We start from the raw sequence: 12516 nt of genomic DNA, 5'->3' as shown, positions 1-12516 counted from the left end.
GACGGCGTGTTCAAATATTGGCATATTTGATAGAAAATTGGAACAGATAGCTTCTCCCCAACGGCAGACGGTCTGCCGCAAAGAGGAGAATTCGACATGGCTATTCTGGTGACAGGCAGCACAGGCACCATCGGCACCCAGGTTCTGAACCATCTCGCCGGTCACGGCGTCGAGGTTCGCGCTTTGACGCGCTCGCCCGGCAAGGCCCAGTTCCCGCAGCACGTGACGGCGGTTCGCGGCGATCTTGCGGATTTGGATTCGGTCCGCGCCGCGCTCGACGGCGTCAGCACGCTGTTCCTGCTGGTGCCGAACGCGGCCGACGAACTGACCCAGGCGATGCTGACGCTGGCCGCGGCGCGCGAGGCCGGCGTCAAGGGCATCGTCTATCTCTCGGTGTTCAAGGGCGAGGCCTATGCCGACGTGCCGCATTTCGCCGGCAAGCACACGGTCGAGCGGATGATCGAGGCGCTCGATCTTCCCGCGACCATCCTGCGTCCGGCCTATTTCATCCAAAACGATCTTCGGCTGAAGGAGCCGCTGCTCAACTACGGCGTCTACGGCATGCCGATCGGCGCGAAGGGCATCTCGATGGTCGATATCCGCGACATCGGCGAGGCGGCTGCGATCGAGCTGGTGCGCCGCGAGCGCGCGCCCGCGCCGCTTGGCCGCGAGACCTATGCGCTGGTCGGGCCCGATGTCGTGACCGGTGAGGGCGCGGCCGCGATCTGGCGCGATGAGCTTGGCCGTGCCGTCAGCTATGGCGGCGACGATCTCGTCGTGACCGAGCAGCGTCTCAAGGCCGCGATGCCGGCCTGGCTCGCGCTCGACATGCGCCTCATGCTCGGCCGCTACCAGAGCGACGGCGCGGTGGCGACGGCCGACGAGCTTGCGCGCCTGACGCGGCTGCTCGGCCGGGCGCCGCGCGCCTATCGCGATTTCGCCCGCGATGCCGCCGCGCAGTGGCGCAAGGGCTAGGTACGACGTGTGAGGAAGCGCGTGACCACGCCGCCGAGTGCGGCGTGGTCGAGCGGTTCGGTGAGCGACGCCTTGGCGGTTTCGACCACGGCATCGGGCGCGAGACCGCGGCGCAGGTCGCACAGCGCATCGGCGTAGTCGGCGGTGAATTCCGGATGCGGCTGCACCGACAGCGTGGTGCCGTTGGCATAGCGCAGTCCGGCGTGCGCCGTGAAGTCCGACGACATGATGGTGCGGGCGGAGGCGGGCGGGGTGATCACCTGGTCCTGATGCGAGGCGGCCACCGCGATCGTTGCGCCGTCGAGCAGGCCGTTGTCCGGCGCTATCCGATAGACATGACGGCCGATGCCCCAGCCGTTCTCCGATTTGCGCACGGTGCCGCCGAGCGCCTGCGCGATCAGCTGATGGCCGAAGCAGACCCCGACCATCGGAACGCGCTTGTCATGAGCTGCGCGCACGAAGGCTTCGAGCGGCGCGATCCAGGCGACATCGTCGTAGACGCCGGCCGCCGATCCCGTGATCAGGATCGCGTCCAAGGTCGCGGGATCCGGAAGCGCCTCACCCTTGGCGACGCTCACGACGTCGCAGGTCGCGGACGGATCGGCGGCAGCGACCATCCGCTGGAACATCTGCGGATAGCTGCCGTGGCGGTCGCGGAATTGCGGACTGACGAGCCCGGTTTCGATGATGGTGATGCGGGGCATGGCTGACGGGTGGGCGGGATGCCGCGGCATTTACTCCGAAAGCACCGATCGCCACAAGCCGCGCGCGGCGGCTTCGGATCAATTCCGTGACGGCGCCGCCGCGTCGATCGTTGCTGTGTGCTGTGCCGCCGGCGTCGGGTTGACGATCGCCGGCGTCGTCGCGACGATCGCGGGCTCGGTGCGGTAGCGCGGCAGCTGGTCCTCGAGCGAGTAGCCGACGCAGAGCGCGAGGCTCGACCACACCGCCATGCTGAAATACAGCGACATCCAGGCGATCTCCTCGCGCCACTCGGCGATGTCGTGGGTCACGACCCAGCGCCGGCTGACGTCGCGCAGGCCCTCGAGCGGATGCAGCAGCGTGCCGCCGGCGGCGAGGTTGGCGCGCCAGCGGTTCAGATACATCGGGACGTCGACGGTCATCAGGAAGGCGAGGAATGCGGCGATGCCGACGATCGCGACGATGAGGGCCCAGCGCACCGGGCCGTGAAACTCCGGTAGCAGCCGGCACAGCGCAATGCCGACCAGGAAGAACACCACGGCCCAGATCGAGTTCTCGATCGCGTTGCAGAGATAGTGGGTGGTCAGCACCGCATACCAGGAGAAGCATTCCGCGATCACGATCAGCGGCACGATGATCCAGGCGATGGTCACGGTGGTCTCGGCGCCGGTCATGGTGCCGAGCTGATGCAGGATGATCGCCCATTGCGCGGCGAAGCAGACCTCGGCGACGGTGGCGACGGTGCGGCCGACCATGACGCTCGACAGCCAGTGGTCGAACAGGCAAATGCGCTGCACGTCGGCACGCGGCAGCACCGAGCGGAACGCGCAGCCGAACACATAGGCTGCGCACAGCAGCATCATCAGGCCGATGCCGGAGGTGTTGCTGAAGCTGCCATTGGCCTGTTCATGGAACTGGCGGTAGAGCGCGAACCAGATCGCGATGTTGGCGGCGCTGACGAGGCTCAGGAAGCCCCACCACCGGACCACTGGATTCGACCAAGCCAGCGAAACCGGCCGCGCCCGCCACTCCATGCTCATTCACCGCTCCGCGTGTAACCGAACTGATATCGAACTGTAGTAATTCTGTCATAGAAGGCGGCGAATCACGACTAAAAAATGCGTGTGGCGCGGGCCGGGCGGGCTCCGATTGTGACAGCGTTTGTGACAGCGAGCGCGGTTTGTGACAGTGAGCGCGCGGCGCGCCATCCGCGCGTCATTCCGGGATGCGCCGGAGGCGAAGGCCCGGAATCGATTGGGCCGCCGTGTCGGTGATGAATGGATTCCGGGCTTGCGCTTCGCGCGCCCCCGGAATGACGATGGGGGAGTGCAGGCCTTCCCCCCTTCGCGATCGTGATCGGCGTCGACGCCTGCGCCGGTAGGCAGGCCCGGCGCCATCGTCTATTGAACGGCTTCCTCTTTCGGGCCGCACCTGCACGGGCTGGCTTCACGCGAAGGCGCCCTGTGACGACGGAAATCACGGCCAGCTACGACCCGCTGCTGCGAAAAATTCACTGGGCGACCGCCGTGCTGTTCATCGCGGCGATGCTGATCGGGCTCTATTGCGGGCTGCAGCCGGCGGGGACGTCGCCGCGCCGCGAACTGCTCGAGCTGCACAAGTCGCTCGGCGTCACCCTGTTCTTCCTGGCGATCCTGCGGCTGATGGTGCGCGCCGTGACCACGGCGCCGCCGGAGCCGGGTTCGTTCTCGCCGCTGGTCAGGATCGCGGCACGGCTCAATCACTGGGCGCTCTACGCCATCCTGTTCGTGATGCCGGTGACGGGCTACATGTTCTCGTCGGCCGGCGGCTACTCGCTGCGCTATTTCTGGACCTTCAGCTGGCCGCGGCTGTTTGCCGACAACAAGGTGGTGGCGGAGGCCGGCGAGCTGGTTCACGGCGTGCTCGCCTATGTCGCCTATGCCGTGGTCGCGCTGCACATCGCCGCGACGCTCTGGCATGTGCTCGTCAAGAAGGACGAGACGCTGGCGCGGATGTGGCCGCGCGCAAGCCGCAATCCGGGCTGACGCCGCGATAACCCGTCAGCCGCGCAGCGCGGTTTCGGGAATGGTCCGGCGCACCACCTCGCGCATCGCGAAGCTGGAATGGATGCGGGCGACGCCCGGCATCCGCGACAGATGCTGCTTGTGGATGCGCTCGAAGTCGGCGATGTCGCGGGCGATCACCTGCAGATGATAATCGTCGCTGCCCGACATCAGATGGCAGGACACGACGTCGGGGCAGCGCGCGATCGCGGCCTCGAACGCCGCGAGATAATCCTCGCTCTGCTTCTCCAGCGTGATGGTGACGACGACGGTGGTGACGAGGCCGAGCGCGCTCGGCTCCAGGTCGACGCGGTAGCCGCGGATCACGCCGATCTCCTCGAGATGGCGGATGCGCCGCGCACAGGCGGTCGGCGACAGCCCGACCTTCTCCGCCAGCTCGATCTGGCTCGCGCGGGCATCGGTGACCAGCTCGCCAAGGATTCTGAGGTCGATGCGATCGAGACCGTCCACGCAGTTTTCCTTCGAGAGCTGAGCCAAGAGCGAAGGATATGAGCGTATTTGGCTGTGAGCAAGCCGGAATTCGCTGAGAAACGCCGTGTGACGGGGCATAGCCTTGAGGCTAACGGAAACGAATCCTTCAAGGAGCGGACCATGCGCATCGGCGTGCCCAAGGAAATCAAGGTCGAGGAATACCGGGTCGGGCTGACGCCTGCCTCGGTGCGGGAATATGTGGCGCACGGCCACGAGGTCGTGGTGCAGCGCGGCGCCGGCGACGGCATCGGTGCCGGCGATGACACCTACACCCAGGCCGGCGCGCGGATCGCCGATACGGCCGAAGAGGTGTTCTCGGTCGCCGAGATGATCGTGAAGGTGAAGGAGCCGCAGCCGTCCGAATGGATCAGGCTGCGCGAGGGACAGATCCTGTTCACCTATCTGCATCTCGCGCCTGACGTGCCGCAGACGTCGGGGCTGATCGCCTCGGGCTGCACCGCGGTCGCCTATGAGACCGTGACCGACGCGCATGGCGGCCTGCCGCTGCTTGCGCCGATGAGCGAAGTCGCCGGCCGCCTTGCGATCGAAGCCGCAGGCGCCGCGCTGCGCAAATCCGCCGACGGCATGGGCAAGCTGCTCGGCGGCGTGCCGGGCGTGCCGCCGGCGCGCGTTGCGATCATCGGCGGCGGCGTGGTCGGCACCCATGCGGCGCGGATGGCCGCCGGCCTTGGCAGCGACGTCACCATCCTCGACCGTTCGTTGCCGCGGCTGCGCGCGCTCGACGACCTTTTCCTCGGTCGCGTCCGCACCCGTTACGCCACGCTTGAAGCAATCGAGCAGGAGGTCTTCGCGGCCGACGTCGTGATCGGCGCAGTGCTGGTGCCGGGCGCCAGCGCGCCGAAGCTGGTGTCGCGCGCGCAGCTTGCGGGCATGAAGCGCCGCGCGGTGCTGGTCGACGTCGCGATCGACCAGGGCGGCTGCTTCGAGACCTCGAAGCCGACCACGCATCAGGCGCCGACCTATCTGGTCGACGACATCGTGCATTATTGCGTCGCCAACATGCCGGGCGCGGTGCCGGTGACTTCGAGCCATGCGCTCAACCACGCCACCCTCCCGTTCGGCCTAGCCCTGGCCTCGAAGGGACTGCGCGCGCTGGTCGAGGATCCGCATCTGCGTGCCGGCCTCAACGTTCATCGCGGCCGCATCACCAACCGCGCCGTCGCCGAGAGCCAGCATTTGTCGGCCGTGATGCCGGAGGAAGCGCTGGCGTCGTAGGACATAAGGTCGAGCACTTGTAGCCCGGATGGAGCGAAGCGAAATCCGGGGCCGATCTCTCCGCGGAGGGACTGACCCCGGATTGCGCTTCGCTTCATCCGGCCTACGGCTACGGTGCTGCGTCTGTCAGTTCCTTCAGCCGACTCTGCATCACTTCAATGATGTGCGCGCGCTTTGCCGCGATGCGTTCGATCGGCCCGCCGATGCCGATCGCGAGCGGGGCGCGCCGCTTCGGCAGCGGAACAAGCATGCCTATCGTGTTTGCGCCCGGCGTCGTGCGGCCGCCTGACTCGGAATAGCCGCGGCGGCGAATACGCTCGACCTCCTCCAGAAAGCTGGATTCGCGAACCCGCGCCGACTGACTCGGCTCCTCGGCATTGTTGCGCCGGATAATGCCGCGAATTTTGGTGTTCGGCATCTGGCTCAGCAGCACGTGCCCGAGCGCGGTCCGAACCATCGGTCGTATCTGACCGGCTTGGGCCGTGTACTGAAGCTGGGAGCCGCCGGGGACCACGTGCAGATACTGCATCCCCGCGGCGCCTGCCTGTTGTCCAAGCATGACGGTTTCGCCGCCGGTCGCGGTCCAGAGTTCCTCCATCAGATCGGTGAGCTTTTTATCACGGAACGGAGAACGACGGATCCAGTCACCGAGCAGATTGACCCGATAGCTCGGGATGAAAAGCCGGCTCTTTCGCTCGTATTCAAGGTAGTTCAATTCGACGAGACAGCGAAGCAACACCGACGTGCTCGATTGAGGCATCTCCAGCGCGGAAGCTATCTCGGTCACGGAAGCCGCCCGCTTTGTTTTCCGAAAAAACTCCAGAACCGCAAACGTCCGCATCGCCGATTTGACGATCGCCGTCTTGCTCGGATTCGGCATGGCTGGCTCCTCGGCGGGTCAAGTACCGCACCTCCATCACATATATGATGTTAGGGCAAAACTGCTTCACTTGACGACAAGTTTGGCCCAGATTGGCGTCAAGAAGATCAAGCCGCATGGAAACGCAGAGAGCAGGGGAAGGCGGATGCCGGGCCGAAGTTTGCTCGAGAAGATCTGGGACCAGCATGTCATTGCTCGCCTGAGCGAGGACACGGATCTGCTTCATATCGACCGCCATCTGCTGCACGATCTCGGCGGCTCGCGCGGCCTGCTCGATCTCAAGAGCCGTGGTCTCAAGGTTCACAATCCCGAGCTGACGTTCGCGACGCCGGATCACGCGCTGTCCACCGCGCCCGGCCGCGCCGGGACCAGCAAGATTGGAATGGAACTGCTGGCCGCGTTGCGGGCCGAGACGGCGGCGAGCGGCATCACGCTGTTCGATGTCGACCAGCCTGGCCAAGGCATCGTCCATGTCATCGGGCCGGAGCTCGGCCTGAGCCTGCCGGGCGCGACGATCGTCTGCGGCGATAGCCACACCTGCACCCATGGCGGCTTAGGGGCGCTCGCCTTCGGCATCGGGTCGAGCGAGCTCACCCATGTGCTGGCGACGCAGGCGCTGATCCAGAAGCGTCCGAAGACGCTGCGCGCGCGGTTCGAGGGCAAGCTGCCGCTCGGCGTTACCGCCAAGGACATGATCCTGGCGCTGATCGGGCATATCGGCGCCGCCGGCGGCACCGGCTATGCGGTCGAATATGCCGGCAGTGCGATCCGCGAATTACCGATCGAGGGACGGCTGACGATCTGCAACCTCTCGATCGAGCTCGGCGCCAAGATCGGCATGGTTGCGCCGGACGAGACCACGTTCGAATTCCTGCGCGGCCGTCCCTACGCGCCGCAAGGCGAGATGTGGGATCTCGCGGTCAAGGCGTGGCGCGAGCTGCCGAGCGATCCCGACGCGGTGTTCGACCGCGAGGTCGTGATCGATGTCGAAAAGATCATCCCGCAGGTGACCTGGGGCACCAGCCCCGAGCATGTCGTTGGCGTCGACGGCGTCATTCCCGATCCGAAGTCGGTGGACGATCCCGCACGTCGCGCCGCGATCGAGACCGCGCTCGAGTATATGGGGCTGCAAGGCGGCGCGCCGATCGCCGGCACGCCGGTCGACTGGGTGTTCATCGGCTCCTGCACCAACAGCCGGCTGAGCGATCTGCGCGCGGCGGCTGAGGTCGCGCGCGGTCGCAAGGTCGCAGCCGGGGTCCGTGCCTGGGTGGTGCCGGGCTCGGAGAACGTCAAGCGTGAGGCGGTCGCCGAAGGGCTCGACAAGATCTTCATCGACGCCGGCTTCGAGTGGCGCGAGCCGGGCTGCTCGATGTGCCTTGCCGCCAATGGCGAGGTGGTGGCGCCCGGGCAGCGTTCGGTTTCGACCTCGAACCGCAACTTCGTCGGTCGGCAGGGGCCGCGGGCACGGACGCATCTGGCGAGCCCCGCAAGCGCGGCGGCCTCGGCCATTGCCGGTGCGATCGCCGATGTCAGGATGATGGGGCGCTGATCATGCCGAAGCCGTTCGACAAGCTGACCGCCACCGCCGCGCCGATCATGCGCAGCAATATCGATACCGACGTGATCATCCGCATCGAGCGCCTGGTCGGCAATGGAATCCGCGGCACGCTCGGCAAATGGGCGTTCGGCTCGCTGCGCTACCTGCCCGACGGCTCGGAAAATCCGGATTTCATCCTGAACCGCGAGCCGTACCGGGAGGCGGAGATACTCGTCACCGGACCGAATTTCGGCTGCGGCTCGTCGCGCGAGGGCGCGGTGTGGTCGCTGCAGGAGCGTGGCATCCGCGCCATCATCGGCTCCGGCTTCGGCGACATCTTCTTCGCCAACTGTTTCCAGAACGGCATTCTGCCCGTCATCGTCGACAAGGCGGTGGTCGATCAGCTCGCTGCCGATATCGAGGCGACGCAGGGCGCGGGCAAGGTCTCGATCGACTTGGAGACCCAGACCATCGTCTCGCCGTCGGGCGCGCGGCATTCGTTCGAGATCGACCCGCGGCGGCGCGAAGGGCTGTTGAAGGGGCTCGACGAGGTGGCGCTGACATTGCAGCGCGACGATGAGATCCACGCCTTCCAGGCTTCCGACCGCACCGCGCGGCCCTGGATTCATTCGACAAGGACACCCGCTTCAAGGACATCCGCATGAGCACGCAATCCAACATGGTCAAGGTCGCCGTGGTCGGCGGCGAGGGCATCGGCCCCGAGGTTACCGCGCAGTCGCGGCGCGTGCTCGATTGGTTCGCCGCGAAGCGTAACGTGCCGATGACCTTGCGCGAGGCGCAATACGGCCTGATCCCGTATCTGGCGACCGGCAAGGTGCTGCCCGAAGACACCGCGGAAGCGATGGACGAGGCCGACGCCATCCTGTGGGGCGCGACCGGCGGTCCCGAGACCACCGAAGTGCCGGCAGCCGCGCGCAAGGCCGGCAGCCTGCTGGGACTGCGCAGCAAGTACGATCTCTACGCCAATTTGAGGCCGATCATGGCGAGCCCGGCGCTGTCGGCGTCGGCGCCGCTCAAGCCCGAGGTGCTCGACGGAGTCGACTTCGTGATCATCCGCGAACTGACCAGCGGCATCTATTTCGGCGAGCCGCGCGGCATCGAGACCTTGCCCGACGGCCAGCGCCGCGGCTTCAACACCGAGCAATACACCACCAACCAGATCCGCCGCGTGGCGCGCTCCGCCTTCGAGCTGGCGCGGACCCGGCGCAACAAAGTGTGCTCGGTCGACAAGGCCAATGTGCTGGAGACCAGCGTGGTCTGGCGCGAGGAGGTGATCAGGCTGCACAAGGAGGAGTTCTCCGACGTCGAGCTGACCCATCTCTATGTCGACAATGCCGCGATGCAGATCGTGCGCGAGCCGCGGCAGTTCGACGTGATGGTGACTGGCAACATCTTCGGCGACATCCTGTCGGACTGCGCGGCGATGGCTTCGGGCTCGCTCGGCATGCTGCCGTCGGCCTCGCTCGGGCCGGTGGATCGCTTCGGCCGGCGCAAGGCGCTCTATGAGCCGGTGCATGGCAGCGCGCCCGACATCGCGGGCAAGGGCATCGCCAATCCGCTCGGTTCGATCCTCAGCGTCGCGATGCTGCTTCGCCTGACCTTGAACCGGCCCGAGGATGCCGACCTGCTGGAGCAGGCGGTGCAGACCACGCTGGCATCAGGCGCGCGCACCGCCGATATCGCCGAGGCCGGCGCGAAGAAGCTCTCGACGGTGCAGATGGGTGATGCTGTACTCAGCGCGCTGGACAAGATCTCGGCCAAGGAGCACGCGTGATGGCCCACCCCTCCATGCCCCATCTGTCGAGGCGATCGGCGCTGACGGTGATCGCCGCCGGCGGCGCCGCGCTGGCGACCGGGCGTGGATGGGCGCAGGCGGCCGCGGGACGGGCGATCTATCCGGTCGCGGTGCCGGTTTATCAGACGCAATTTGTGGCCGACCGGATCGGCTACTTCAAGGACGCCGGGCTCGACTGCAAGCTGGTGCAGGGCGGCAGCGGCGTGAAGACTCGCGAGATCATCGCCTCGTCGCAGGGCGATATCGGGATCGGCGACGTCACTCATCCGATGCAGCTGACCAATCACGGCCGCGCCGCGCGCGTGCTGCTGCCGGTCGATACGCGGTCGAACTCGGTGATGTTCATCCTGCGCAAGGATTTGAAGGACCAGGGCATCAACTCGCTGGAGGCTTTCACGCAATGGAAGCGGCCCGACGGCCGCAAGCCGATCGTCTCGGTCTCCTCGCTCGGCGGCACCAACCATGTCTGGGCGTCCTACTACATGGAAACCATGGGGCTCGACGACAAGGTGACCTGGATCGGCACCGGCAATGTCGACACCATGCTGGGGTCGCTGAAATCGAAGCAGGTCGATATCCTGGTTTCTTCGCTGTCGCTGCTGAACGAGGCGCAGCAGCAGGGCTGGGGCGAATTGCTGTTCGACGGCACCGACGAGGCGATCTGGAACAAGCATATCGGCGGCAAGGTGCCGGTCACCGCGCATTTCACATTGCAGGCGACCATCGACAAGGACCCCGCCAAGATGCAGGCCTATGTCACTGCGCTGTGGCGCGCCTCGCAATGGATCAAGACCCACAAGGCGACCGAGGTCTACGACGCCATCGAGCCCTATGTCGGCAGCACCTCGCGCGATGCCAATCTGCTCGAGATCACGGCGATCCAGAAGGTCGCGGACTATGAGGGCTCGGTCGACGCCGCAAGCTTCGCCCGCGGCGAGAAGGTCTGGTTCCGTGAGATGACCGGCATCAAGCCGCTCAAGATCGCCGATGTGGTCAACTCCAACCTGATCGACGCGGCGCGAAAGGCCTATCCGGGTTGAGCGCGCTCGAGACGAGCGCAACCGTGACGCCGCGCGCCGTGGCCGAGCGCCGCGTCGAGGTCAAGGGGCTGAGCAAGTCGTTCCAGCTTGCGAAGACCACGATCGAGGCGGTGCGCGACGTCTCCTTCGACGTGCGCCGCGGCGAGTTCGTCGCGCTGCTCGGGCCGTCCGGCTCCGGCAAGAGCACCGTGCTCAACATGATCGCATCGCTGATCCGCCCCACCGGCGGCGAGATCCTGATCGACGGCAAGCGCGTCGTCAGCGGCAAGGCGACACCCGATGTCGGCTATGTGTTCCAGCGCGACACGCTGTTTCCGTGGCGAACCGTCGGCGACAATATCGGCTACGGGCTGGAGCTGTCGGGCGTGCCGGCCCAGGAGCGGAAAGCGCGCATCGCGGAATGCGTCGCGCAGGCCGGGCTCAAGGGATTCGAGAACGCCTATCCGTCGGCGCTGTCGGGCGGCATGCGGCAGCGCGCGGCGCTGATGCGGACCCTGATCGTCGAGCCGCAGATCCTGTTGATGGACGAGCCGTTCGGCGCGCTCGATACCCACACCAAGATCGACATGCACGAGGTGCTGCTGCGGATCTGGGAGCGCGAGCAGCAAACCGTGCTGTTCGTGACCCACGATCTCGGCGAGGCGCTGACCCTGGCCGACCGCATCATCCTGTTCTCGGCGCGGCCGGGCCGGATCAAGGACATGTTCGAGGTCGACTTCGCGCGGCCGCGCGATGCGGTGAAGGTGCGCGAGACGCCGCATTATGCCGAGCTGTTCCAGCATATCTGGCACTCGCTCGGCGAGGAATTCGTCAAGGGCCGCAGCACATGAAGCGGTACGGCATGATGAACACGATCGGCTGGCAGATTCTGATCTGCGCCATCGTGCTGTCGGTGTGGCAATGGGGCTACGATCTCCGCACCAGGCTGCCGTGGCTGGTGCCCGATCTGCTCGATCCCTATTTCATCTCGAAGCCGTCGATGATCTTCGACAACTTCCTGATCCAGAGCTGCCTGACCTCGAAGCTCGGCGTCTTCAACGGCTGGTTCAACGGCGACTTTGGAAAGTGCCTGGCGCGCAACGAGAACAATCTCTGGGCGGCGACCGCGATCACGCTGAAGAACACTTTCTTCGGCTTCGTCACCGGCGTGGTCTCTGGCTTCGTCGCCGGGCTGATCCTCGGGCGGTCCGACCGCTTGAGCGCAATCTTCCAGCCGTTCATCACCGCGGTGAATTCGATCCCGCGGATCGCGCTGGCACCGATCATCGTGCTGGCGTTCGGGATCGGCGACATGTCGAAGATCGTGACGTCGTGGATCGTCGTCGTGTTCCTGGTGTTCTTCAACACCTTCGAGGGCGCGCGCTCGATCGACGAGGGCTTCACCAACGCCGCGCGGCTGCTCGGCGCCAGCGAGTGGCAGATCACCCGCACGGTGGTGATCCCCTCGACCATGGCCTGGGTGTTCGCCTCGCTGACGCCCGCGATCTCGTTCGCGCTGATCGGCGTCATCGTCGGCGAGTTCATCGGCGCCGAGCGCGGCATCGGCCGCCTCATCATCGAGTCGGAGGCGCGCGGCGAGGCCTCCGGCATGATGGTCGCGGTCGTGGTGCTGATGCTGGTCGGCGTCGTGCTGTCGGCGATCATCTGGCGGCTGCAGGCCTATCTGTTGCGCTGGCAGCGGCAGCGCAGCGCCGAATAGACCTGCGGCACGGCGTTTTGGCATGTGGGGCTGCCGGCCATCGAATGGCTGAGCCGGAGGCGGCGGTATAAAAGCGCCTGGTGGCCGGAGCCGTAAG

13 protein-coding genes are annotated in these 12516 nt (G+C 66.2%); 9 read left to right on the top strand and 4 right to left on the bottom strand.

The features are described from left to right. Positions 1–96: 96 nt before the first annotated feature. Positions 97–975, top strand: a complete 879-nt coding sequence (locus tag BRSPCE3_RS17220) for an NmrA/HSCARG family protein (protein WP_244067137.1) — start codon at positions 97–99, stop codon at positions 973–975. Here BRSPCE3_RS17220 and BRSPCE3_RS17215 read toward each other — a convergent pair. Together BRSPCE3_RS17215 and BRSPCE3_RS17210 are read right to left on the bottom strand one after the other, a co-directional pair. Continuing rightward, complete coding sequence (locus BRSPCE3_RS17215) at positions 972–1679, bottom strand: type 1 glutamine amidotransferase (RefSeq protein ID WP_244067136.1); 708 nt, start codon at positions 1677–1679, stop codon at positions 972–974. The two genes, BRSPCE3_RS17220 and BRSPCE3_RS17215, sit on opposite strands and share 4 nt — an antisense overlap. A gap of 78 nt (positions 1680–1757) precedes the next feature. Continuing rightward, positions 1758–2711: a hypothetical protein gene (locus tag BRSPCE3_RS17210; RefSeq protein WP_244067266.1), complete on the bottom strand. Its 954-nt coding sequence runs from the start codon at positions 2709–2711 to the stop codon at positions 1758–1760. Between the two features lie 429 nt (positions 2712–3140). Between BRSPCE3_RS17210 and BRSPCE3_RS17205 the strand changes: the two genes are divergently transcribed. Further along, positions 3141–3701: a cytochrome b gene (locus tag BRSPCE3_RS17205; RefSeq protein ID WP_244067135.1), complete on the top strand. Its 561-nt coding sequence runs from the start codon at positions 3141–3143 to the stop codon at positions 3699–3701. 15 nt (positions 3702–3716) lie between these two features. Here BRSPCE3_RS17205 and BRSPCE3_RS17200 read toward each other — a convergent pair whose 3' ends face one another. Beyond that, positions 3717–4190 carry an Lrp/AsnC family transcriptional regulator gene (locus BRSPCE3_RS17200; RefSeq protein ID WP_244067134.1) on the bottom strand — a complete coding sequence of 158 codons (474 nt, stop codon included), beginning with the start codon at positions 4188–4190 and terminating at the stop codon, positions 3717–3719. Positions 4191–4331: 141 nt separating this feature from the next. On the opposite strand from BRSPCE3_RS17200, the gene ald reads away from it, so the two are divergent. After that, a complete protein-coding gene (ald, locus tag BRSPCE3_RS17195; RefSeq protein WP_244067133.1) occupies positions 4332–5447 on the top strand; it encodes an alanine dehydrogenase in 1116 nt (371 codons plus the stop codon). 109 nt (positions 5448–5556) lie between these two features. Here ald and BRSPCE3_RS17190 read toward each other — a convergent pair whose 3' ends face one another. After that, complete coding sequence (locus BRSPCE3_RS17190) at positions 5557–6327, bottom strand: IclR family transcriptional regulator (protein ID WP_244067132.1); 771 nt, start codon at positions 6325–6327, stop codon at positions 5557–5559. A 145-nt stretch (positions 6328–6472) separates the two neighbouring features. Between BRSPCE3_RS17190 and leuC the strand changes: the two genes are divergently transcribed. Genes leuC through BRSPCE3_RS17160 form a run of 6 tightly spaced genes read left to right on the top strand, consistent with a single transcriptional unit; the run spans position 6473 to position 12419 of the window. Then, the gene (gene leuC, locus BRSPCE3_RS17185) at positions 6473–7876 is read left to right on the top strand and encodes a 3-isopropylmalate dehydratase large subunit (RefSeq protein WP_244067131.1); all 1404 of its coding nucleotides are present in this window, start codon (positions 6473–6475) and stop codon (positions 7874–7876) included. Positions 7877–7878: 2 nt separating this feature from the next. Further along, positions 7879–8529, top strand: coding sequence for a 3-isopropylmalate dehydratase small subunit (gene leuD / locus BRSPCE3_RS17180; RefSeq protein WP_244067130.1), 651 nt, complete (start codon positions 7879–7881; stop codon positions 8527–8529). Continuing rightward, positions 8526–9659: a 3-isopropylmalate dehydrogenase gene (gene leuB / locus BRSPCE3_RS17175; RefSeq protein WP_244067129.1), complete on the top strand. Its 1134-nt coding sequence runs from the start codon at positions 8526–8528 to the stop codon at positions 9657–9659. The genes leuD and leuB overlap by 4 nt, the downstream gene beginning before the upstream one ends. Further along, on the top strand, positions 9659–10720 hold the full coding sequence (locus tag BRSPCE3_RS17170; protein WP_244067128.1) for an ABC transporter substrate-binding protein: 1062 nt from the start codon (positions 9659–9661) through the stop codon (positions 10718–10720). The genes leuB and BRSPCE3_RS17170 overlap by 1 nt, the downstream gene beginning before the upstream one ends. Then, a complete protein-coding gene (locus BRSPCE3_RS17165; protein ID WP_244067127.1) occupies positions 10717–11550 on the top strand; it encodes an ABC transporter ATP-binding protein in 834 nt (277 codons plus the stop codon). Before BRSPCE3_RS17170 ends, BRSPCE3_RS17165 begins: the two co-directional genes overlap by 4 nt. Beyond that, positions 11547–12419, top strand: a complete 873-nt coding sequence (locus BRSPCE3_RS17160) for an ABC transporter permease (protein WP_244067126.1) — start codon at positions 11547–11549, stop codon at positions 12417–12419. The genes BRSPCE3_RS17165 and BRSPCE3_RS17160 overlap by 4 nt, the downstream gene beginning before the upstream one ends. Positions 12420–12516: the final 97 nt, after the last annotated feature.

Origin of the sequence: Bradyrhizobium sp. Ce-3 (assembly GCF_022835695.1) — a bacterium.
Taxonomy (GTDB): Bacteria; Pseudomonadota; Alphaproteobacteria; order Rhizobiales; family Xanthobacteraceae; genus Bradyrhizobium.
This window is presented reverse-complemented; position numbering and strand designations above follow the sequence as displayed.